This window comes from Enterococcus pingfangensis (assembly GCF_005405205.1).
In the GTDB taxonomy this organism is placed as follows: Bacteria; Bacillota; Bacilli; order Lactobacillales; family Enterococcaceae; genus Enterococcus_A; species Enterococcus_A pingfangensis.
Genome location: NZ_BJDP01000008.1, coordinates 1 through 21,241, shown reverse-complemented (window position 1 = coordinate 21,241; position 21,241 = coordinate 1). Strand labels below are relative to the sequence as shown.

General features: G+C 40.4%; 20 protein-coding genes and 1 pseudogene. 2 read left to right on the top strand and 19 right to left on the bottom strand.

The window, feature by feature from the left end; all coding sequences use genetic code 11:
• Positions 1–16 precede the first annotated feature (16 nt).
• The 6 genes from FFM63_RS06210 to FFM63_RS06185 form a co-directional block, all read right to left on the bottom strand.
• Entirely contained in the window at positions 17–748 is a 732-nt protein-coding gene (locus tag FFM63_RS06210) for an amino acid ABC transporter ATP-binding protein (RefSeq protein ID WP_137609453.1), read from the bottom strand.
• 16 nt (positions 749–764) lie between these two features.
• Positions 765–1,418 (bottom strand): amino acid ABC transporter permease, encoded by a 654-nt coding sequence (locus FFM63_RS06205; RefSeq protein ID WP_137609452.1) that lies wholly within the window; start codon positions 1,416–1,418, stop codon positions 765–767.
• Between the two features lie 77 nt (positions 1,419–1,495).
• On the bottom strand, positions 1,496–2,275 hold the full coding sequence (locus FFM63_RS06200; RefSeq protein WP_137609451.1) for an amino acid ABC transporter substrate-binding protein: 780 nt from the start codon (positions 2,273–2,275) through the stop codon (positions 1,496–1,498).
• 75 nt (positions 2,276–2,350) lie between these two features.
• Positions 2,351–3,496: a cystathionine gamma-synthase gene (locus tag FFM63_RS06195; RefSeq protein WP_137609450.1), complete on the bottom strand. Its 1,146-nt coding sequence runs from the start codon at positions 3,494–3,496 to the stop codon at positions 2,351–2,353.
• Between the two features lie 416 nt (positions 3,497–3,912).
• A complete protein-coding gene (locus tag FFM63_RS06190) occupies positions 3,913–5,682 on the bottom strand; it encodes an ABC transporter ATP-binding protein (protein ID WP_137609449.1) in 1,770 nt (589 codons plus the stop codon).
• 2 nt (positions 5,683–5,684) lie between these two features.
• Positions 5,685–7,397, bottom strand: a complete 1,713-nt coding sequence (locus FFM63_RS06185) for an ABC transporter ATP-binding protein (RefSeq protein WP_137609448.1) — start codon at positions 7,395–7,397, stop codon at positions 5,685–5,687.
• Between the two features lie 142 nt (positions 7,398–7,539).
• Between FFM63_RS06185 and FFM63_RS06180 the strand changes: the two genes are divergently transcribed.
• On the top strand, positions 7,540–8,190 hold the full coding sequence (locus tag FFM63_RS06180; protein ID WP_246033296.1) for a TetR family transcriptional regulator: 651 nt from the start codon (positions 7,540–7,542) through the stop codon (positions 8,188–8,190).
• 151 nt (positions 8,191–8,341) lie between these two features.
• Here FFM63_RS06180 and dapB read toward each other — a convergent pair whose 3' ends face one another.
• On the bottom strand, positions 8,342–9,142 hold the full coding sequence (dapB, locus tag FFM63_RS06175) for a 4-hydroxy-tetrahydrodipicolinate reductase (RefSeq protein WP_137609447.1): 801 nt from the start codon (positions 9,140–9,142) through the stop codon (positions 8,342–8,344).
• 162 nt (positions 9,143–9,304) lie between these two features.
• Positions 9,305–9,949, bottom strand: coding sequence for a hypothetical protein (locus FFM63_RS06170; RefSeq protein ID WP_137609446.1), 645 nt, complete (start codon positions 9,947–9,949; stop codon positions 9,305–9,307).
• Between the two features lie 207 nt (positions 9,950–10,156).
• On the opposite strand from FFM63_RS06170, the gene FFM63_RS06165 reads away from it, so the two are divergent.
• Complete coding sequence (locus FFM63_RS06165; protein ID WP_137609445.1) at positions 10,157–10,378, top strand: hypothetical protein; 222 nt, start codon at positions 10,157–10,159, stop codon at positions 10,376–10,378.
• 101 nt (positions 10,379–10,479) lie between these two features.
• Here FFM63_RS06165 and FFM63_RS06160 read toward each other — a convergent pair whose 3' ends face one another.
• The 11 genes and pseudogenes from FFM63_RS06160 to FFM63_RS06110 all read right to left on the bottom strand — a co-directional run.
• Positions 10,480–11,244 carry an acyl-CoA dehydratase activase gene (locus FFM63_RS06160; protein WP_137609444.1) on the bottom strand — a complete coding sequence of 255 codons (765 nt, stop codon included), beginning with the start codon at positions 11,242–11,244 and terminating at the stop codon, positions 10,480–10,482.
• Complete coding sequence (locus FFM63_RS06155) at positions 11,226–12,410, bottom strand: double-cubane-cluster-containing anaerobic reductase (RefSeq protein WP_137609537.1); 1,185 nt, start codon at positions 12,408–12,410, stop codon at positions 11,226–11,228. Before FFM63_RS06155 ends, FFM63_RS06160 begins: the two co-directional genes overlap by 19 nt.
• Positions 12,411–12,955: 545 nt before the next feature.
• A complete protein-coding gene (locus FFM63_RS06150; protein ID WP_137609443.1) occupies positions 12,956–13,906 on the bottom strand; it encodes a serine hydrolase in 951 nt (316 codons plus the stop codon).
• Between the two features lie 29 nt (positions 13,907–13,935).
• The gene (locus FFM63_RS06145) at positions 13,936–14,889 is read right to left on the bottom strand and encodes a zinc ribbon domain-containing protein (protein ID WP_137609442.1); all 954 of its coding nucleotides are present in this window, start codon (positions 14,887–14,889) and stop codon (positions 13,936–13,938) included.
• A gap of 157 nt (positions 14,890–15,046) precedes the next feature.
• A complete protein-coding gene (locus tag FFM63_RS06140) occupies positions 15,047–16,036 on the bottom strand; it encodes a serine hydrolase (RefSeq protein WP_137609441.1) in 990 nt (329 codons plus the stop codon).
• Positions 16,037–16,228: 192 nt separating this feature from the next.
• Positions 16,229–16,660, bottom strand: a complete 432-nt coding sequence (locus FFM63_RS06135; protein ID WP_137609440.1) for a hypothetical protein — start codon at positions 16,658–16,660, stop codon at positions 16,229–16,231.
• Positions 16,661–16,891: 231 nt separating this feature from the next.
• Positions 16,892–17,629, bottom strand: a complete 738-nt coding sequence (gene dagF / locus FFM63_RS06130; protein ID WP_137609439.1) for a 2-dehydro-3-deoxy-phosphogluconate aldolase — start codon at positions 17,627–17,629, stop codon at positions 16,892–16,894.
• 90 nt (positions 17,630–17,719) lie between these two features.
• Positions 17,720–18,808, bottom strand: coding sequence for a DgaE family pyridoxal phosphate-dependent ammonia lyase (locus tag FFM63_RS06125; RefSeq protein ID WP_137609438.1), 1,089 nt, complete (start codon positions 18,806–18,808; stop codon positions 17,720–17,722).
• Positions 18,798–19,901 carry an amidohydrolase/deacetylase family metallohydrolase gene (locus tag FFM63_RS06120; protein ID WP_137609437.1) on the bottom strand — a complete coding sequence of 368 codons (1,104 nt, stop codon included), beginning with the start codon at positions 19,899–19,901 and terminating at the stop codon, positions 18,798–18,800. The genes FFM63_RS06125 and FFM63_RS06120 overlap by 11 nt, the downstream gene beginning before the upstream one ends.
• A 15-nt stretch (positions 19,902–19,916) precedes the next feature.
• Complete coding sequence (locus FFM63_RS06115) at positions 19,917–20,606, bottom strand: DUF4310 family protein (protein ID WP_137609436.1); 690 nt, start codon at positions 20,604–20,606, stop codon at positions 19,917–19,919.
• A 63-nt stretch (positions 20,607–20,669) separates the two neighbouring features.
• Positions 20,670–21,161: pseudogene (locus tag FFM63_RS06110) on the bottom strand (DUF4311 domain-containing protein); the annotation flags it as partial.
• Positions 21,162–21,241 lie beyond the last annotated feature (80 nt).

Here is a 21,241-nt window from a genome sequence, read left to right as displayed (position 1 = left end):
TCATCTCCTCTTTCTTTTATAAAAATTGTTGCAAGTATCGTTGGATCCGTGGATTATCACTTTCAAAAAAGGCTGAGCTGCTGCCGTCAAAAGTCACTTGTCCGTCTTCAAGAAAAACGATTCGATCAGCAACTTTGCGGGCAAATTCTAAATGATGGGTCACAACGATCTGCCCATTACCCGCCTCTGCCAAATCTTTGATTACTTGCAAAACTTCTTGTGCGAGTTCCGGATCAAGCGCGCTGGTGGGTTCATCATAAAGCATGAATTCTGGTTCCATCGCTAGAGCTCGTGCGATTGCTACTCGCTGCATTTGTCCGCCAGATAATTGTTTCGGACGTTCCAAGGCTTTATCTAATAGTCCAACTTTTTTCAGCAGTTCTTCTGCTTGCTCGTGGGCTTGTGTTTTCGAAACTTTCTTCACCTGTGTCGGACCTTCCATGACGTTTTGAATGACCGTCAAATGGGGAAAAAGATTGTATGCTTGAAAAACAATACTAAAATGACCACGATATTCTTTTAATTGGCGAAACGATAAATTTTGCGGAAATGTAAGTTTGTCTTGATCAATCTTGATCGTACCGCTGTCCGGTGTTTCTAATAGATCGATTGAGCGTAGTAACGTACTTTTTCCTGATCCCGACGGTCCTAAAATGACTGTCGTTTCTCCGGGTTGAAAGACTAGATCGATCTCTTTTAAAACTTGCGTTCCGTTAAAACTTTTGTTTAATTTTTCAATTGTCAACATAGCTAGCTCCCCCTTCCTAATAAATCATCCGTTTTTCAAGTACGGATTGCAGATAATTTAAGAAGGTACAAAAGATCAGATAATAGATCGCCACCATGCTATAAAGCAGCAGCGGCTCATAGGTCCGAGCGGCGATTCTTTGTGCGGTCATAAAAATCTCAACAATCGTGATGCTCGCTGCCAGTGACGTATCTTTGACTAAACTGACAAAACTGTTAGACAACGGCGGCAAAGCAATCTTGAACGCTTGCGGCGCGATGATGCGATGCAAAATCTGCCAGCGGCTCATCCCCAATGAAGCTGCTGATTCGTATTGACCTTTTGGGATCGCCAGCAAAGCGGAACGAATATTTTCAGAAGCATACGCGCCGGTATTTAGTGAAAAAGTCAAAATCGCTGCTGTCCAAGCGTCCATTTGGATTCCCACCGAAGGAAGTCCAAAAAAGACAATGAATAATTGGACCAATAACGGAGTTCCGCGGAAAATCCAGACATATAAAAAGAAAATTCCGTTTAAAACACGATTCTTTGAGATCCGTGCTAAGGCGGTGACCAACGCTAAGATCATACCTAATGCAAATGAGATCAACGTCAAAGGAATCGTCATTTTTAACAGTGCCCAAAATAACGGCAGCGCTGAGCTTTGAATAATATCAATCGTTCGTTCCATTTTACTTACTCCTCGTTTTAACGAATTAATTTGCTGCTTGGATTGCTAGTTTAATCAACAAGATCGAACCAACTTTCTTATTTAGAGATATCTCTCTTGAAATATTTTTCTGATAGTTTTGTTAAAGTCCCGTCATCTTGTAATTCTTTGATGGCTTTATCGACTTTTTTGACTAACTCTTCGTCACCTTGATGAAACATTGCAGCGACTTCAGTCGACTCGTCTGATGTTTTAACGATTTTGATCGGTGCATCAGGTTTTTGATTCAAGTAGTCATAGTAAGTCACGTCATCATTCAATGTTGCGTCTGCACGGTTATTGCCGACCAATTCGACCGCTTTACTAAAACCATCAACACTAGAGATTTCCGCGCCAAGGTCTTCTGCCATTTGTGCGTAGTTGCTCGTTAATGATTGCGCCGAAGTTTTTCCTTCTAAATCAGCAAAATCTTTGATTTCATCATTGTCTTTATTGACGATCAGCGCCGGATGCGAGATAGAATACGGTGTGCTGAATAAATATTTTTCTTTCCGTTCGTCAGTGATCGCTACTTGGTTGAAGATTACATCGGATTTATTTGCATCAAAAGCGGCTAACATTGAATCCCATGGCGCTTCGACAAATTCAACTTTGTAGTCGATTTTTTTAGCGACCGCTTTTGCAACATCTACATCATAACCAGTTAGTTTATCGTTATCATCACGGAAAGAAAAGGGTGAATACGTTCCTTCTGTTCCCACCCGCAAAGTTTTTTCTGAACTTGCACTATCATCCGCTTTGTCATTTGACTGGCATCCTGCCAAGAATAGAACCCCCACGACTAATAAACTAGCAATGGCAATCATTGATTTTTTCATTTTATTTTTCCCCCAGCGATCGTTTAACTCATGAATCTTCCTGATAAACGATCGTTTTTTAGTAATTTTTTTTTGTTATTTGTTTTTTACAAGCAATGCCTGCTCTAGGTCATTTTGTAAATCTTCGACAGCTTCGATCCCCACTGATAAACGGATCAATCCATCTTTGATCCCCGCAGCTTCACGTTTTTCTTTTGGAATCGAGGCATGGGTCATGACTGCTGGGACTTCGATCAGACTTTCAACACCACCTAGGCTTTCAGCCAAAGTAATGATTTTCAATGCTTCGACAAATTCGGCGACGCGGCTTTCATCTACTAATTCAAAAGCGATCATTCCGCCGAAACCGCGCATTTGTTTAGCAGCAATTTCATGTCCCGGATGGTCAGCCAGACCTGGATAATACACTTTATCAACTGCTGGATGATCCGTTAAAAAGGCCGCAATCGTTTCTGCATTTTTTTGATGTGCTTCCATTCGCACCGCCAATGTTTTGATCCCACGTTGCAATAACCAGCTGTCTTGCGGTCCTAAAACACCGCCGATCGAATTTTGATTGAAGCCGATTTTTTCAGCGAGTTCTGCTTTATCCGTCGTCGCTAGTCCTGCAACTAGATCACTGTGGCCGCCTAGATATTTCGTTCCGCTGTGGAGGACGATATCAGCGCCTAAGGCCAACGGTTGTTGCAAATAAGGTGTCGCAAACGTATTGTCCACGATCGTTAATAAGCCGTTTTCTTTTGCCCATGCGGCACTTTTTTCTAGATCAATGATTTTTAACAGCGGATTGCTGGGACTTTCTAAGTAAAGCGCCTTCGTATGAGCTGTCAGCGCCGCTTCAAGTTGTGCTAAATCTTGGCTGTCCACCATCGTATAACTCAAGCCTAATGGTTTAAAAACTTTTTCTAACAAACGGAAAGTTCCGCCGTAAACGTCGTCGCCTAAAATCAAATGATCCCCCGGCTGGAACAATGATAACACTGCATGAATAGCAGCCAAACCTGATCCAAAAGCAAAACCTTTCACGCCGCCTTCAAGTTCCGCAATCAGCTCTTCTAAAGCATTTCGCGTTGGATTGCCTGAACGCGAATACTCAAAGTCTCCCGGTTGGCCTAATTTTTTTTGGCGGTAAGTCGATGTTTGATAGATCGGTACACTGACCGCTCCAGTCAATGGGTCTTCGCTGATTCCCCCGTGAATCAATTTCGTTGATAAATCCATGAATTCTTCCTCCTAGTTTGTTTTATCTACGTTCAGCTATGCAGTGACAACACATGGTTGTTCCTCCTCTTTTGGATGAAAATCCTAATCTTATCGACAAAAAAAGAGGTGCAGACTATTAAAGCTGCACCTCTTGCAATCGTCAAAAATTAGAAGTTTCCTTCTTTTTAAACGAGTCCAGAACAGTTAATAGACATGACAAAACGGTATGCTGCTTTTGGCACCATACAACAACATGCTGATTCAACTGATTGAAGCTCCATGCATTTCGTCGTACTACTTGTCATGAGTTCTGACCTCCTTAAATGATTACATTGAATTTAGCATTTACAAAATGAGAAGTCAATAAATAAGTCATTAAAAAATGTTAAATAACAAAAATCGCAACAGAAAATTTTCTGCTGCGATCAAACGTCTTATTTGAAAACAAATTGATTTCGATAAAGTTCCGCGTAAAATCCATTTTCTTTTAATAACTCGTGGTGATTTCCTTCCTCGATTACTTGACCCTCGCGTAAAACAACGATCCGATCCGCATTCAAAATCGTTTTTAAGCGGTGAGCGATCACAAAACTTGTTCGTCCTTTGATCGCTTCATCCATCGCTTTTTGGATCTTCGCTTCAGTCACTGTATCCACGTTGCTAGTTGCTTCGTCCAAAATCAACAGCGCGGGATTAGTGATGATCGTCCGAGCGATACTGATCAATTGTTTTTGGCCGGTACTGAACAAATTATTTTCTTCGCTGATAACAGTCTCATAACCTTCATCCAAACTTACAATGAAGTCATGGATGTTTGCCTGTTTAGCCGCCGCGATAATTTCTTCATCTGCTGCTTCTGGTTTACCAAAGGCAATATTTTCTTTAATCGTGCCTGAAAATAAAACAGATTCCTGCAAAACGATCCCAACGTGCTGCCGTAAACTATCTAGATCGACCTCTCTGATATCTTGACCATCAAACGAAATAGATCCGCTATTTACATCATAAAAGCGATTCAACAAATTCATGATTGTCGTCTTTCCAGAACCAGTCGGTCCAACTAACGCTACCATCTCGCCTTTGTTTACTTTGATCGAGACATCTTTCAAGATCAGCCGATCATCCTCATAGCCAAAATCTACATGATTCAAACGAACCGCATCTTTTACATCCGTAAGTTCCACACCATTTTCCGGTTTCACTTCATCGGGTTCGTCAAACATTTCATTCAACCGTCGTGCGCCGGTCACGGCTAATTGGATCATGCTGTAACCAGAAGAAATCTGCATCAATGGCTGATAATATTGTTGCGAATATTGAACGAATGTCACTACTAAACCAAGAGCCACCGTCCGTTCCAAATCACCGTGCAAGGCTAGATAGCCGCCAAAGAAAATCACGATGGCTGTATTGACTAAAGCCATCCCTTGCATCATTGGAAACAACATTCCAGAATAAACTTGACCTTTATAAGTCGCGTCACGCACCGTTTGATTGTGTTCTAAGAAACCATCGATTGTTTCTTCTTGCAGACCATTTGTAATGATGATTCGCTGACCGCTGATTTTTTCATCCATATAGCCGTTCAATTTGCCGACTTCGTCTTGCTGGATATCGACATACTTCCGAGCTTTGCGAATAATCACTACGGCGATAAGGATCGCAATCGGTGTCGAAGCGATCGTTGCCCAAGCCAGTTCAACACTTTGCCGGAACATCACGATCAAGATTCCGATTAATAGAACCGCATTCGTTAAAAATTGCAGCAATGCTTGGTTCAAACTATTTTGGATGTTGTCTAAATCACTAGTAAAGCGGCTCAAGATCTCGCCGTCTTGATGTGAATCAAAGAAACGGATTGTTAATTTTTCTAATTTGTTGAATAGACCGATCCGCATCCGATTGGTTGCTTTCCCAACGACTTGAGTAAATAGAATACTGTAAATAAAGCTTGCGGCACTTGAAAGTACATAGAACCACAACAGCTTCCAAATGATATCGATGAATTTGCTTTTATCATCGACGCCATTCATCAAATTTTCTAAATATCTGGCTAATTCTTGAAATGCCTGACCGATATATTGCGGTGCTTTGACCTGTAAGTAGGTCGCTGCGATGATCGATACGAGAATAAAAAAGAAGGAGCTCTTATAGCGTTTCAAATAATGGAAAAAGAATTTGCTTGCTTTGATTAAATCCGTCATCCTTACTCCTCCGTTCCTTTTTGAGTTTCAAATATTTCTTGATAGATCGCATTGGTTGCGGCTAATTCGGCATGGGTCCCTTCACCGACCAGCTGACCATTGTCTAAAACTAAGATTCGATCAGCATTCACAACGGAAGCAATTTTTTGTGCGATCACGATTGTTGTGGTCGCTTTTAATTCATTGTTCAAAGCTTCCCGCACTAATTGTTCAGATTTTGCATCCAACGCACTAGTACTGTCATCTAAAATCAAGATCTTCGGCGTCCCGATAACTCCGCGAGAGATCGACAGCCGTTGTTTTTGCCCGCCAGAAAAATTATTCGACCGCTCAGCTACAGGTGCTTCATAACGTTCGGTCAATTTCTCAATAAACTCTTTTGCTTGCGCGATTTGAGCTGCTTGATCCATCTCGCCTACCGTAGCATCTTTTTTCCCTTGGCGTAGATTTTGTGAGATCGTCCCAGAAAAGAGAATCGCTTTTTGCAATACAAAAGAAACCGTTTTGCGTAGACTTGTTTCATTGACTTCTTTTAGATCGACACCGCCGATTGCTACAGAACCTTCTGTTGGATCAAATAAGCGAGGGATCAATTGTGCCAAAGTCGATTTCCCTGAACCAGTCGCACCAACGATCCCGATCATTTCACCTGATTGAATCGCAAAACTAATGTCTTTCAGCGTATCTTTTTCATCTCCTGGATAACGGAAAGATACATGATCGAACCGAACACTGCCGGATAGATTTTGTTCGGGAACATCTGGATAAGTCAAATCCGGTTCCGTTTCTAAAATTTCATTGATCCGTTTTAATGAGACCGCCGCACGCGAAGTCATCATCATCATCATTCCACCGATAATGATTGCCATCATGATCTGCATTAAATAGTTCATAAACGAGGCGATTCCGCCGATCGCTGACGGATCATCTTTCACTAGATTGCTGACAAAGAAGATCGCTCCAACGACCGCTAGGTTGGCCGCCAACATAAATGAAGGAATCATAACAGAGAACAGTGTCCCGACAATGATATTGTGTTTCGTCAATTCTTCACTCGTTTGACTAAAACGCGTCAATTGATTTTTTTCTTGAACGAAAGATTTTACTACGCGAATCCCTAACAGATTCTCTTTTGCTCGTTCATTGACTTTGTCAATCAATGTTTGAATAATCATAAAGTGTTTACCCATTTGCGTGAATGATAAGCCTGTAATGATCACTACGACCACGATCAACGCAACGATTACCCACCATAATTGCGGCAGTGTGATCATTGCTAAAATGAGACTGCCGATAAAAAGAAAAGGAATTCTAATCAATGATTGCAAAGCGATCATTACTAAATTTTGAATTTGAGTGATATCATTCGTTAAACGAACGACTAAGTTTCCTGCAGAAAACTGTTCGATATTTCCAAAAGAAAAGGTTTGGATTTTACGAAAGGCTTCCTCGCGAATATCCGCACTGACACCTTGAGCTACTTTGGCGGAAAAAATCGTGTTAAAAACACCCGCAATTAAGCCTAATAAAGCAATACTGATCAAGTAAATACCTAATTCAGATATTTTGCCTCGGTCATCTCTAACGATTGCTTCTAAAACTTTTTCTAATAATTTGGGTTGCCACAAAGAAGCAGCTACCATGATACTTACGGAGAGTAAAGACACTACAGCAGCCGGGGTGTAGTTTTTTACGTGTCGCAAAATCAACTTCATTTTATCGCCTTCTTTCCAAAAATTGACGACTCTTATTTAACACTGTAAAATAAGAGCGAAGGATAATTTACCACGATACAAAAAGAATTGCAAGAGGAATGATTGACATTTCAAAAAAGGAAAACAAGAAAGGAGCAGCATAGTGGCCGAAAATAAACTCACCCGCGAAAAAATCGTTCAGGAGGCGTTTGATTTATTAGCAGAAAGTCACACGATCGAAGCGCTGTCGATGCGAAAACTCGCGACTCGTTTACATGTACAAGCACCCGCACTTTATTGGTATTTCAATAATAAACAAGCTTTGCTGCAAAAAATGATAGAGACGATGGAAGAGGAATTGGTCATCCCCGATCGAAATCTTGTTTGGCACGAGCAACTTTTTCAATTTATGGAAAGCTATTATGATCTCTACACAAAATTTCCGTGCGGCGCTGAGATCGAAATCCATACTATCCCGGCTTATCCTAGTCGCTTGGAGCATTTAGAAACAATGGCACAATTATTGATTTCAATCGGTTTGTCCCCCGTCGAAAGTCACAACGCCTTACTTTCAATGCATCATCTGCTGATTGGACAATTGATTGATCAGCATCATGAAGAGATTTTGCGAAAAGATTCCTTAAATAAGCAAAGTGATCTGATGAGCTACGTCACTAAAATGCGCGACTATGCCCATGAACAGCAATTAACTTCCTTGCTAGAAAATTTTGTCCATCGGCGGCAACAAGACCCAAAAGCAAACTTTTTGAACAGTATCCGAATTTATTTAGCCGGCATAAAAGAGCGGTTGTGACAACCGGGCGCGGCTTCAAGAATAAGAAGGAATTTCCGAAAATTCCTTCTTAATTTTTTTTGTGAAATTTCGGCTGATTTTAGAAGAAACTACTTTTCACCATTTATTCAGAAAAAAAGAGAGTGACAAGATTTTTGTCACTCCCTTTTCATCATTTGTTTAAAATATCAGCAACACCATAATATCCTGGCGGCTGTTTCGCTAAAAAGACTGCACAGTCACAAGCTCCCTTGGCAAAGCCGCGCCAATCGGTCGAATGATGAGTGATTTCCAGCCGTTCTCCAAGGCCACCAAATAAAACCGTATGACTGCTTGGCGTGTCTCCCATTCGAACAGAGTGAAATCCAATGGTTCCCGGTTCTCGTTCACCGACTCCTTCACGACCATAAGTTGCTACGGTTGAAAGTGTTGTATCTAATTCAGCGGCGATCAACTCGCCCATCTCTTTCGCAGTGCCGCTTGGCGCATCTTTTTTCCAGCGATCATGCATTTCCACGATTTCAATATCCGTTTCTTTGCCGATTGCAGCTGTGGCTGTTTGCAATAATTGCTTCATTACATTTACTAATTTAGACGTATTTGCCGCGTACAGGATCGGAATCACCGCACCAGCATTGCGAAACAAGTCCTTTTCTGCTGAAGTAAATCCTGTCGTCCCGCAGACTAATGCTTTTTTGTATTTTTTTGCCAGTTGTAAAACGTCTAATCCCATTTCCTTAGTAGAAAAATCAATGATGACGTCACACATTTCAATTACTTCTGCTAAGTCATCTACAACGGGCACACCCAAATCGTGTCCCAGTAATACTGTTTGACCCAAATCCTGTCCAATGTAGTCGCGCCCTTTCGGACCAACACCTGCAACTAACATCAATTCCTCACTAGCAGCAGCAATTTGCGTGATCAGGCGCCCCATTTTTCCGCGCGGTCCTATCACAATCGTTTTGATCATTTTTTCTCCTCCTTCTTTTAAAAAAATTATAATGTGCTCTTTGATCCCAATTTCCTCTGCCAAAGCAAAAAATTCTTTTAATTCCATTAAATAAATCGTTTTCAAAACTATAGCATGAAACTGCTCGAAAAAAAATCACCTGAGAAATTTTCTCTCAAGTGATTAGAACAGCATCCGCAGAAATGACCAAACATAACGTAGCAAACGATACAAAATGAATAAAAGAAACAGATTGCCTAAAATAAAACTCATGGCATTGCCCGCACTCGCTTTTAAATTCCGCAATGTAAAGCGTCGCAAAACACGCGGCACTTTAGTATAGCCGTTACGTTTCAACCGAAAATTTTCTTCATAAGTAAGATCAAGCATATCGTAATAAACGATTTGCAGCGGTTCCCGTGAAAAGAACGCCTTAGAAAAACCGACCATCATCGTGTATTGCTTATTATTAGACGGCAGATTACGAACACCCTTTTTGTTGATACGCGTTTTCCCATCCGCTAACACATTGTAACTGTACTCTTCTTCTTGAATTTTTCGAATCTGTACTTCCGGCTGATTTTCTGCCAAAAAAGCATGATAGACTTCTGAAAATTTTTGCTTTTCTAAAAACAGATAGCCGCCGGCACCGGCAATCGCGACCATCAGCAAGAGATTCAAAAATAAATTATCTTGAAAAATCCCGCTGTAAATCATGATGATGACTAATGCAATCCCGCAGATCACGATTCGTTTCCAATAATAATTTTGATACATGATCTTGATTGTACGCTCATAATACTCAAAATCTGATGCAACAAAGTCCATCGTTGCTCCTCCTAAAAATTTTATTTTTATTTAGTATAACGGAGTGACCAATGAATGTCAGGATAAATAGATCATCTAGCAAAAACAATGCCTCTCTTTAAATTTATCTTTAAAAATAAAAGCATTCTCTACCTCCTATTCTTTGTTTTCAGCGAGTATAATGGCAATAGAAAATTAATTACTTGCAATTAATGAAGGAGTATATTTATGAAGCTTGCCATCATTCTTTCAATCGTGTTGTTCATACTAGTTAATCTTTATCTTTTTTTAGTTTATTTCAAAGAGAAAAAAATCGAAGATACGTCTGAAAGATTGGCTGTCCTATTTGGAGTCAATATGAGTGTCTTATTTGTGGATAGCTTGATTCTTTTCTTCGGTGCGCTAGCAGAAAAAGGTTCTTTCTTACTGATTATTTTTATGGCTTGCTGACCCGGTTGATTTCCATTCGTCGAATCATTTCAATTTTTCGCAATTTGTTCTTCAGAATAATAAGTAAAAGGATCCGGCTGAGTCTGCCGGATCCTTTTGATTTATTTTAATTTCTTTATTCCGATTTGTGCTGCACCGATTGCTCCAGCATACTGAGAAAGTTCATCGCTTTTGACCGGGGCTGCCACATATTGTTCTAAGACTTTTACAAAAGTTTCACTCTTTGATAGACCGCCAGTAAACAATACTTCTTCGCCTCTAACCGGTCTCAGTTTTGAATACTGCCCACTGATCCGCTGTGCGATAGAATGCAAGACTCCTAGTGCAATATCTTCTCGCGCTTCACCTTTTGAGATCAAGCTGATAACTTCTGATTCTGCAAATACCGTACACATACTGTTGATCGTGACCGGCTCAGCCGCTTGAACAAAATGATCCAAATCAGAAATATCTTCGCCCAAAGTCCGCATCATCACTTCAACGAAACGACCAGTTCCAGCCGCACACCGATCATTCATATTGAACTCCACAACACTGCCTTTGCCATTTAGCTGAATCGTCTTGCAGTCTTGCCCGCCAATATCGATTACTTGTTTCACTCCAGGGTGCAAATATTCCGCGCCTTTACTGTGACAGGTGATTTCAGTCACCACTAAGTCAGCCGGCAATAACTTGCGACCGTACCCAGTCGTCACAAGCTTTGAATTTTTTATTACATGATTTTGTTTGAAATACTCGACAACTTCTGACATCGCACCTTTGGGGTTGCCGGCGGTCGGGATCAGATATTTATCCAATAACTCGCCATTAGAAAAAAGGACGCCTTTTGTCGTCGTCGAACCTGAATCTAAACCGATTGTGTACATACAGCATCTTCCTCTAACATTTCGATAAATGCAGTGACGCGCGTATTGATCTGTTCAATATCTGACGTCGAATAATCCGTTTCTAAATACATATAGGGGATGTGTTTTTCTTCGTTCAAGAAACGTTTGATCTTTAATGATTCTACCGAAAATGGGATGCAATTTTGCAAGACCATATCGATCACGCCATCAACTTGATACTCATCGACCATTTGACTCAACAATTCTTTTCGCGGCTGGTTATTCGTCATACAGGCACAACCGATATTGATATATTTATCGGTCAAAGCTTGATAGACATCGGCTTCTGTTTCATCAACTAACCGTTCCACCGCTTTGGCGACTGTACAGTTTTCATAAGCAACAACTATTCCACCGTTTTCTTCGATCGCGCGAATGACTTTTTCAGTCACTCCGCCCATTGGTGATCCTGTTATTAAGATACGCGGTTTCTGCTCCAACCGTTCACCAGCATCATATTTTTCTTTGACTTTAGCCGTCGTTTCAGCCAGCATTTGAATCACTTCTTCTTTATCAAACTTATATTGCGAACCATACATCACTTTGAAGATCTCTTGACCTGTAAGTGCCGGTGGATTCAATTGACCTAACCGATAAAAGTCTTGCTTTGCTTGACGCTCACGATTTTTCAAAACAATTGCTTCTCGAATTTTTTCATCAGTGATTTCGACTCCAAGAAAATCTTCCAGTTTTTCTTTAAACCGAACCAATTCGCTGTACCACATTTTTTTACTTTCTTCCGTATCACGCATATGCGGCAATTGCATCAAATACGTATCTTTGAAATCTTCCATGTATTCATACATTTTCTTCTTGCCATCACACGTCGTTTCGCCAACAACTAAGTCAGAAAAATAAAAATACGGACACTTATCCGTCTTTCCAAAACCATAACTTGATTTGATCAACGGACACAAATTACGCGGCAAATCTTCTTCGGCATCAGGGATCGTTTCATCTGAAGTCGAACACAAACTAATTTGAATCGCTCCGCCAGCCAATACTAATTCTTCCGGCATAAAGGTGCAGTACACTCCTACAATCGGTTTGCCCGCCTCTTTTATTTCCTTGACTGTCAAAAATCCTTGTCTTCTTGCTTCGCCAAATTCATCAAAAATCTCCGGCAGGCTTGTTTTTACTTCCACATTATCCATTCCTTTCTCATTTTGAGGCATTTGTTTTTGAATCGCTGCATTGAAAACTTTGCCGTATACGCACCATTCATTATTTTTCCTCAACAGAAAAAAGCACGCCTAAAAAAGACCCGCTCCTGGATAATCGCTACTTCAACTGATCCGAGGAGGAAAAATAGTTAGTTGCTGCACTTAGAACCTCTAAGCTTTGCGGCACTCAAAGTCATCGGCTAACCATTTTTCCACCCCCTGATGTATTCAAAAGTTATGAATGTCTTGAAACAATACTCATAACTTTGTGTAAGTGTTTACAATCACTTCCTCCAGTATAACGAAGGGATTTTTCTCCCGCAAGCCTCCTAAAAGAGAATCGTTCTCATTATTAAATGACTAAGTAGTAATTTTTTTGATTAGAAATTATTTTTGACTAAATTTTATTTAAAATGAACAATCGATCGTGTGGTTACTTCTCTAGCTTATTGAAGTTTTCACGTAAACCCAGTTGATCCAAACAAAAAGCCCCACACTCAGCAATTAAGTGTAGGACTTTCTATTCATTACTTTATTTGTGTTGCAGCTAATGAAAAATCCCCAATGGCGTTTCGTATGCCCGCCACACTGGTCATATTTTTAGTTAATACGACGAGCGCGAATGGATTGTCTTCGGTCAAAACCAAACCGATATCATTCTCTGCATTGTCGAGTTCGCCAGTTTTATTAGCCACTGTGATTTCTCCAGTTAATTTGCTGGGGATCTTGGTGCGAACAGTCTGCCCCTTCATGATCTCAAGCATGGTTGATTGCGGATACGCTCCTTGTTGCTGATAGAGCTTCTTCAAAAAAGCCATGCAGTCATTTAATGACGTATAATTTTCTTTGCCCTGACTGCGTGCGGCATTGTCTAACATTTTACGTTCCAGTCGGGTATCTTGATACCCTTGCGCTTGGAAAAACTGATTCAATGTGTCCATACCAAAGTAGTCGATCAACACATTGGTCGCACTATTATCACTTTGCTGGATCATTGGAACGACCCAATCATTGAGGGTTCTTCCTTGTACGACTTCCGCTGGATTAGCTTTAGTAAACGCATATTCCATAATAAAAACTTTGATCACACTGGCAGAAACAGTTGGAGCAGAATTGTTGCTGGACAGCTCTTGATTGTTTTTAAAATAATAAACACCATAATATACTTGGCCTGCATTCGCCAACAGTTCAGCAGGATCTAACTGCGGCTTTTGTGTGTTTTCTGTACTCTGCGTACTGCTGGTACTTGTACTGATAGTTGAACTAGTAGTCGCTGTACTTATTTTCTCACTCGTCTCAGTTTCTGGCTGTGTACTTGATTCAGTTTGACTGCTTTGTTCAATAGTTTGCGGCTTGCTTTGTTGCGCGAAAAATTTATTTGCGGCTAAATATGTCGAACCGGCTACTAGCAGAAATAAAATCCCTATCCAAATATATTTAATAGTGCCAGATCTGTCTGAGCCTGAATGTCTTCCCAAAAGGTTTCATCTTCTTTCCTATATACTTTTTATGAGATCCAGACTTCATTAACTCCGCCATTTTTCGCCACGCCATCAGTCAATGCCAAACGTGAAGAATAAGAAAGATAGCCATAATAAATCTGAGTGCCGCCGCCGTTATCCCACGTCACAGTGATTTTTACATTTGGATTGACTGATTTCGTATCTGGCATCTCAGAAGGATATTGTTCATTTGTTTCATAACTTAAAACATCACCGCTGGCACTAGTGATCGTAGCTTCACCAAAATATTGGGTGCCGTTCACATTTTTTTGAGTTACACTGCCATTGGCTCCAATGGTCAATGCGCTTTGTTTTTGACTTGATTGTGAATAATAGAAATAGTACGTGTTCGCCCACTTAGCATAATCTCCGCTGAAAGCACTCGAACTTCCTGAAGTTGTTACTGCCGGTTTATTAGCTTCTTGGGCTTTTTGTGCGGCTTCTTTATCTTCTTCTTGCTGCAAGCCTTCTTCATTTTTTTCAGTCAATTCATCTACTTCATCAGCGATTGCTGAAAATTCACTCTTGCCTAAGTCGCTGGCAGAAATACGGCTTAACTTTAGATTTGATTTCTTATACTCGCCATTGATCGTCATTTCTTTGGCTTCGGCGATAATATCATCATATTTACTTGTATCTGCTGAGCTGGATGAAGACGTTGCACTTGGTTGAACAACCTGATCCTCTCCGCGACTTGCCATAGCAAAACCAACACCCACAACAACTGCCAATAACGCTACCCCTGCGATAATGAATGGCCATTTAGGAACTGATTTTTTATTTGGTGTATACTTTGGTGTGTAATTTGCTGAATCCATTGTTTCTTGCAAATTCGTGCCTTGATTTCTTTTTGGTGATTCCTCTGTTGATGCTTCCGTATTAGCAAATTCAAACCCGCAGTGTTCACAAAATAATGACTGATCACTGTTTTCTTCCCCACATTTTGGACAAATTTTCATTTTAATCCCGCTCCTTTTTCTTAAGTTAGACCAACTAAAAGTAATATTCTCATTTTTATGTTTATTTTATCATATTACCGCTGCTAAAAATCACAAATATTTTTATAATAGCTATCTCTTTTACAAAAAAAGAACCTACCGTTAGGGTAAGTTCTGCTCACTCATTTAAACTAGCCGCCGCTAAACTAAAATCAGCGATTGCGTTTCTTGTTTTGACGATATCTGAAACTTCTTGGGTCAGCACGACAATGGCAAACGGCTCGTCTTTTGTCAGCACAAGTCCGATGTCATTCTCAATTTTCTGCTGTTCACCCGTGATATTCGCTACCGTAACATCTTTTGGTATTTTTTTAGGGAGCTTAGTACGAAGTGTTTGTCCTGTTAAAATCTCCAGCATCAGCTTTTGCGGTGCTTTTTCATGTCCATCATAAATTTTTTTCAATAATTTCATGCAATCATCTAACGAGGTGTAATTATCAGCGGCTTCAAATGGAACGTTGATATCGATCATCCGATGTTCAATCCGCGTATCTGAATATCCTTGGGCTGAAAAATAGGCATTCAAATTACTCATACCATAATGATCGATCAAAACATTGGTTGCAGTGAGATCATTTTGCTGAATCATCGGTGTCAACCATTCCGTCAACTGCTTATCTTGGATCACTTGATCACTGCCGCCTTCTTGCGCAAGCGCATAGTCCATAATGAATAATTCAATAACATTTGCGGCGATTGTCGGTTCAGAATTTTCACTGGAGATTGTTTGTTCATTTTTAAAATAATAAACGCCATAATACACTTCGCCTGCGCTTTTAGTTAAGTTATCTGCTGCTTTGACCACTGCTTTTTTAGTTTGTGCTGCGGCTGTTTTAGCTGGCTTTTTTTCACTAGTCTTTGTCGATTTTTCAGAAGAAACCGTCGACTCAGCTTGTGTGTCACGTTGGTCAGTTGCTTGTTTCGAGTCGGTAGTCTTTTTTTCTAGCGTCGTTTGGCGCGCATTTGCGGCGGCTTTCTCTGATTCTTCAGTCGAATTATTTAATCGTGTCACACCAAAATATACACCGCCGATCAACAAAAAAGCGATCAAACCTATTGCGAGATATTTTCCTAGTTTTGTTTCTTTTGGCGCGGTATGTCTGCCCACGATTTCCACCTTCTCCCATTTAACTAACTATAACTTCATTAATAAGTTTATCATATTTGATCATTAAAATAATATATTTTGAAAAAAATATAGCTATCTGTTAATAAAATCGATGAACTTTGCGGACAAAAAAAGCCTCCAACGATTTCTGAAAAAATCATTGAGACTCTTCGCTAAAAAGTTTATTAGGCATTACATCAATTGATCAAACCGGCTTTCAATGACTCCTAAGTGCAACTGGTCAAAATCCCTGAAAGAGGGACAAGTCAGCGTTTCTTGACTGCAATCTTCGGCAAGATAAATCGGCCTGAAACCTAAGTTTTTAGCTTCGCACAAATTATCCAGTGAATCTGAAATGAAATTGACTTTTTGCTGTGCTAAATCTACTTGCAAAAAATCGACCAATCCTTGAGGGATCTGTTCGGCTTTTTTACCTAGTATCGAAAAATCTAAATAATCGACCAGATGGTGTTCCAACAAAAGTTGATTCATCCTCGCTTGATCATAAAAAACCATTCCGATTTGCTGCTTGCGACTTTTTAAATAGTCCAACAATTGCCGGATCTTCGTTTGATCTTCATTCAAAAAAACACGTTCGCTAGAAAACACAAAAGTTTCGATCATTTCAATTCCTCCTATTATTTGTTCGACATTTCACTATCATCGCTAAAAAAATATTCATTTTTCTGGTTCCATCTAAACTACAACAATTAATTACTTATCTTTAAACCTACAATACTTTTTTAACGCTGTCAACTTTTTGTTAAAATATTCACTAACTCCCCTGGCCTAAATAATCGTATTTACTCTACTAAAAAAAGCATGATCTCATCGACCATGCTCTCTTTTGCTGTTTTATAATAATTCTTTTACTTTATTGAATAGTGTTTTAACATCTTCTGGGCGAGTATCGCCAGTTTCTGCATCAATAATTGAGCTGTATACATGCGGAATGACTTTCTTCACGCCAGCATCCAACGCGATTTTAACGATTTCTTGGAAGTTTTCCAAATCGATTCCGCCAGTTGGTTCCAAATAGAAATCATGTTCCGCACAAGCCTTTGCTACTGCTTCGTATTCTTCTTTGTGTGCTAAACCTTTCATTGGGAAATATTTAACTGAGCTGCCTCCCATATCTTTCAACAAAGCAATCGCTGTTTCGATCGGTACGATAGCTTCTGGTGATTGAGAGCTCAATGGACCCGTCGCTATATTGACATAGCCAACTTTGCCGCAAGGAGAAACTAAGCCGTTGATGATCGTGTCACTTTGTCCCAACAATGCTCGAGATGCGCCGACACCAGTGAAAACTTGGTTCACATGTTGTGGTTGCAATTCGCCAGAAATTCGTGAAACCATTTGGCTTTGGTTTGGATCACCCGCGCCAAGTCCAACTGAAAGGGCGTTGTTCGTTGCTGCTTGATATTTTTTCATGTCTTCGATAGCAGCCGCATCGCTATCATAATTTTTTGATAAAACACCTAAAACTACGTGTCCATCTGCTGCGTTGTAGCAATCACGCACATTTTCAACTGAATTGGCTAAAACGTTTAAACTTACTCGATCTTTATAATAATTTGGGGTTAATGACATAGTTATTTGCTCCTTACTTCTATTTAAAGTTTTTTCTTTAGAAAAATAAATCAGACCCACTTGTCAAAATGAACCGGCAAGTGTTCAACCTTACATGATCGCTTTTAAGCGTGTAACGATCTTGTTCATTTCTTCTTCATTTACGGCACGAACATCAAATTCAATGATGCCGTTGTTAGCTTGATATTCTCGCGTGTAAATTGCTGGATCTTCTGCTTTTAATTCAGCAATGACTTCCTTAGCTGAACGTTCTAAGACTTTGACACTTGCCCGATAAATATCGCGGCCAGCACCGTCTTGCACTACGGTTGCTTTCAATCCATCGATTTGGTTAATTGCTTCAATAAATGGTGCCAAGCGTTTTTTCATAGAGTCGCCAGTTTCGCTGCCATTTGCTAAACGATCTTCTAATGCTTGTGTCAAACCAAGAATATTATCTTTACCGATCTTCATCGCGCGGCCGATCCCTTTACCTTGCAGACGAATCCATTCGATATATTTTCCTTTACCGATTACAAGTCCGCTGCTAGGACCTTCAATGGCTTTTGCACCTGAGTAGATCACTAAGTCAGCACCTGCTTTGCTGTATTTATAAAGATCTTCTTCTGCGGCTGCATCTACGATTAACGGCAATTGATGTTTTTGAGCAACAGCTACTGCTTCAGCTACTGTCAGCATACTTTTTTGAACAGTGTGATGACTCTTGATATAAAGCAATGCCGCAGTGTTTTCAGTGATCATCATTTCTAATTGTTCAGGAGAACAACCGTTAGCATAACCGGCTTCCACAACTTTTCCGCCGCCTTGACCCACCATGACTTCAACTGGTGTCCCGTAGTCGACATTGTGTCCTTTGGGCAAAACGATTTCTCGTTTAGTTATCCGCTCTGTGTAAGGATGGTATGCGTGATAAACACTTCCTTCACCAATCACCGCCGCCACAGATTGGGCAATCCCAGCTGAGGCTGAAGAAACGACCTGAGCATCTTCAACTTCCAAAAGTTTTGCTAAGTAAGCGCCTGTTTGAACTTGCAGCTCGCTCATTTCAAAAAAGTGTTCGCCGCCGAAACGTTGTGCCGCTAGAACATTTTCTGATACTTTCGATACACCTAAAATCGTCATCTTACCTGAAGCGTTGATCACTTCTTTTAGCCCAAATTTTTCATAACTAGTTGTCATAAACGGTGCCTCCAATAATTGTTTTAACTGGTTTAATCAATTCTTTTGCTGTTCGTGTAAATCCATTTGAATCGGTCAATGTTTTTTCGCCATTTTCCAAATCAAAAATCGTCAGATCTGCATCAAAGCCAGCCGTTAATTGCCCTTTTTTCGCTAAGTGGAAAGACTGTGCCGGCACTGCCGTCACTTTGTCTAAAATTTCTTCCCATGAATAGCCCACTACTCTTAATTTTTCCATTGTAGTTGCTAAATCATAAACAGGTCCGCTCTCGCGATTGCGGTGATAAATATCTGTACTGATCGACGTTGCTTTCATTCCTTCTTTTAATGCAACTTCAGCAACGTGAAAGTTAAAGCTGTCTGTTCCGTGACCAATATCAAAAACGATTCCTTTATCATAAGCTGCTCTAGCAAAATCTTTGATCTCATCTGTGTCTTTGTCCAAAATACCGTTTGGTTTGCCATTGAAGCAGTGGGTCAAAACATCCCCCGCATCTAATAATGTCAAAACTTCTTGTAATTCTGGCGGCGCTGAACCGATATGGATCATTAATGGCACGTCATTTTCATGTTGGATCTTTTTAGCTAGCTCTAAGGGTGTGATTCCATTTTCACCCACGACTGTTTTACTCATCCGTGCTTTGATCCCAACGATAAATTGCGGTAATTCCGCTAAGCGATCGTGGACAAGTTCTGCTTGGACCTTCGTTAGATCAGCTAATTCATCTTGCTCAACGATCCCCCATTTTGAAATGTTGACTAAAGCATAGACGTTGGTCTTCACTTTTTTAGTCAGCTCATAAAAATCACCGATATTTTCTGCGCCGGTAGTTCCTGCATCAATCACCGTTGTAACGCCTTTGGTTACACCGATTTTATCTGGATAATCATAATAAAGCGTCATTTTTTCATAACAGTGTACGTGATCATCGATCCAGCCTGCTGATACATAATGTTCGCCAGCTAAGTCGATCACTTCTTTAGCCGTTGATTCAATGACAGTATCAACATTTAAAATCGCACCATCTTTTATGGCTATGTCAACTTTTTTTCCAGTGATAAGTTTTCCGTTTTTGATTAATAGATCAAACATCTTTTATCCTTCTTTCTACTTGAGTGCTACTGGGAAGAGTGCGCCCAAGATCATCGCACCAAGGATTGCTCCGCCTGCGATTGGTTTTTTCCAAATATAGAAAACTAATGCCCCCAGTGTTGCTCCAATACCGATTGGAATTGATGCAGCCGTAGCGCTCAAAATAATCAATGGTCCTAAGAAACGACCTGAAGAATTCCCAGCACCCATCATGACATCTGCACCAAAGGTTGAGTTCGCTTGATTGATCGTAAATTTACGGATCAAAATGATGACGCCACCGACTAATAAGCCTAAGACAGTCCCGGTCAATAATGAAGCAGCAAAGTTATCGATTGGCGCATGGATTCCCATACTTAAGAAAATCGCTGGAATCCCAATACCGATACCCGTTAAGATCGAACCGCCTAAGTCAAGAATTCCGACGAGTGAACCTTCTAAAATCCGAGCGAATAAGAAACTTGCACCAAACGCAGCCGCAGCTCCGTAAGAACCGCCGTCTAATCCTGCTTTTAACATCGCAACGATTGAAACTTCATTAAAAGCGCCGACTCCGTAAGTAACATACATATGTGTCCCGGCAAAAACTGCCGCTGACATGATCCCTACAATAATTGGAAATGACCAATCAGCATACCAGAAACTTTTGGCTTTCTTCTCTTCCAAAAGGGCCGCCTGATCTTTCAACTCTTCTGTGTTATCCATTTATTTCCCTCCTATTTCAAATAAAGGTCTTCTTTTATATTTTCATTTGAATATTTACTATTATTAGTTCAATGTGATAGCGTTATGCATATTTTCAAGCCAGTTTGGCGCTTGCAAATTGAAGCTCTTCAACATTTCCAAATCAAATCCACGGAAGAAGCCGCTTAGAACAAATAGAATGATGATAGCTGCCATCATGATCTTCGTTACTCTTCTCCAGCCGATTTCATCGACGCCTTTACCGATCAAGATTCCTAATACGACACCAGGAACAGCATTGCCCATGATCAATTGTGCGATTCCGCCAAATAATGTACCCCAAAAACCTGTCCGTTTACCAGCATCTAATGCTGCCAACCAGAAAATGATCGGCATTACGATGTTGATCAATGTTGTTGCCGCTGGAACCAATACGGCTACGGCAGTCACTTGCAACGCTGCTGGAATAGCTGCTGCAGTTGAGTTTAGAAAAGCTACGACAATTGCTCCAATAATTGCTCCAACAAAACCCATTTTTTTAGGGTCGTGCATTGTTTCTGAAATATTTTTATTTTTAATTACGCCGATTGTAAAATTAAGCTAGACAACTAAAAAAGCCATTTGTGCTACACTCAAAATAGTTCTGACCAAAGAAT

What these genes read in the sequence shown, in the direction of transcription:
- FFM63_RS06210 (WP_137609453.1), bottom strand. Translation starts at nt 748, where the DNA reads ATGTTGACAATTGAAAAATTAAACAAAAGTTTTAACGGAACGCAAGTT.
- FFM63_RS06205 (WP_137609452.1), bottom strand. Translation starts at nt 1,418, where the DNA reads ATGGAACGAACGATTGATATTATTCAAAGCTCAGCGCTGCCGTTATTT.
- FFM63_RS06200 (WP_137609451.1), bottom strand. Translation starts at nt 2,275, where the DNA reads ATGAAAAAATCAATGATTGCCATTGCTAGTTTATTAGTCGTGGGGGTT.
- FFM63_RS06195 (WP_137609450.1), bottom strand. Translation starts at nt 3,496, where the DNA reads ATGGATTTATCAACGAAATTGATTCACGGGGGAATCAGCGAAGACCCA.
- FFM63_RS06190 (WP_137609449.1), bottom strand. Translation starts at nt 5,682, where the DNA reads ATGACGGATTTAATCAAAGCAAGCAAATTCTTTTTCCATTATTTGAAA.
- FFM63_RS06185 (WP_137609448.1), bottom strand. Translation starts at nt 7,397, where the DNA reads ATGAAGTTGATTTTGCGACACGTAAAAAACTACACCCCGGCTGCTGTA.
- dapB (WP_137609447.1), bottom strand. Translation starts at nt 9,142, where the DNA reads ATGATCAAAACGATTGTGATAGGACCGCGCGGAAAAATGGGGCGCCTG.
- FFM63_RS06170 (WP_137609446.1), bottom strand. Translation starts at nt 9,949, where the DNA reads ATGGACTTTGTTGCATCAGATTTTGAGTATTATGAGCGTACAATCAAG.
- FFM63_RS06165 (WP_137609445.1), top strand. Translation starts at nt 10,157, where the DNA reads ATGAAGCTTGCCATCATTCTTTCAATCGTGTTGTTCATACTAGTTAAT.
- FFM63_RS06160 (WP_137609444.1), bottom strand. Translation starts at nt 11,244, where the DNA reads ATGTACACAATCGGTTTAGATTCAGGTTCGACGACGACAAAAGGCGTC.
- FFM63_RS06145 (WP_137609442.1), bottom strand. Translation starts at nt 14,889, where the DNA reads ATGAAAATTTGTCCAAAATGTGGGGAAGAAAACAGTGATCAGTCATTA.
- FFM63_RS06135 (WP_137609440.1), bottom strand. Translation starts at nt 16,660, where the DNA reads ATGATCGAAACTTTTGTGTTTTCTAGCGAACGTGTTTTTTTGAATGAA.
- dagF (WP_137609439.1), bottom strand. Translation starts at nt 17,629, where the DNA reads ATGTCATTAACCCCAAATTATTATAAAGATCGAGTAAGTTTAAACGTT.
- FFM63_RS06125 (WP_137609438.1), bottom strand. Translation starts at nt 18,808, where the DNA reads ATGACAACTAGTTATGAAAAATTTGGGCTAAAAGAAGTGATCAACGCT.
- FFM63_RS06120 (WP_137609437.1), bottom strand. Translation starts at nt 19,901, where the DNA reads ATGTTTGATCTATTAATCAAAAACGGAAAACTTATCACTGGAAAAAAA.
- FFM63_RS06115 (WP_137609436.1), bottom strand. Translation starts at nt 20,606, where the DNA reads ATGGATAACACAGAAGAGTTGAAAGATCAGGCGGCCCTTTTGGAAGAG.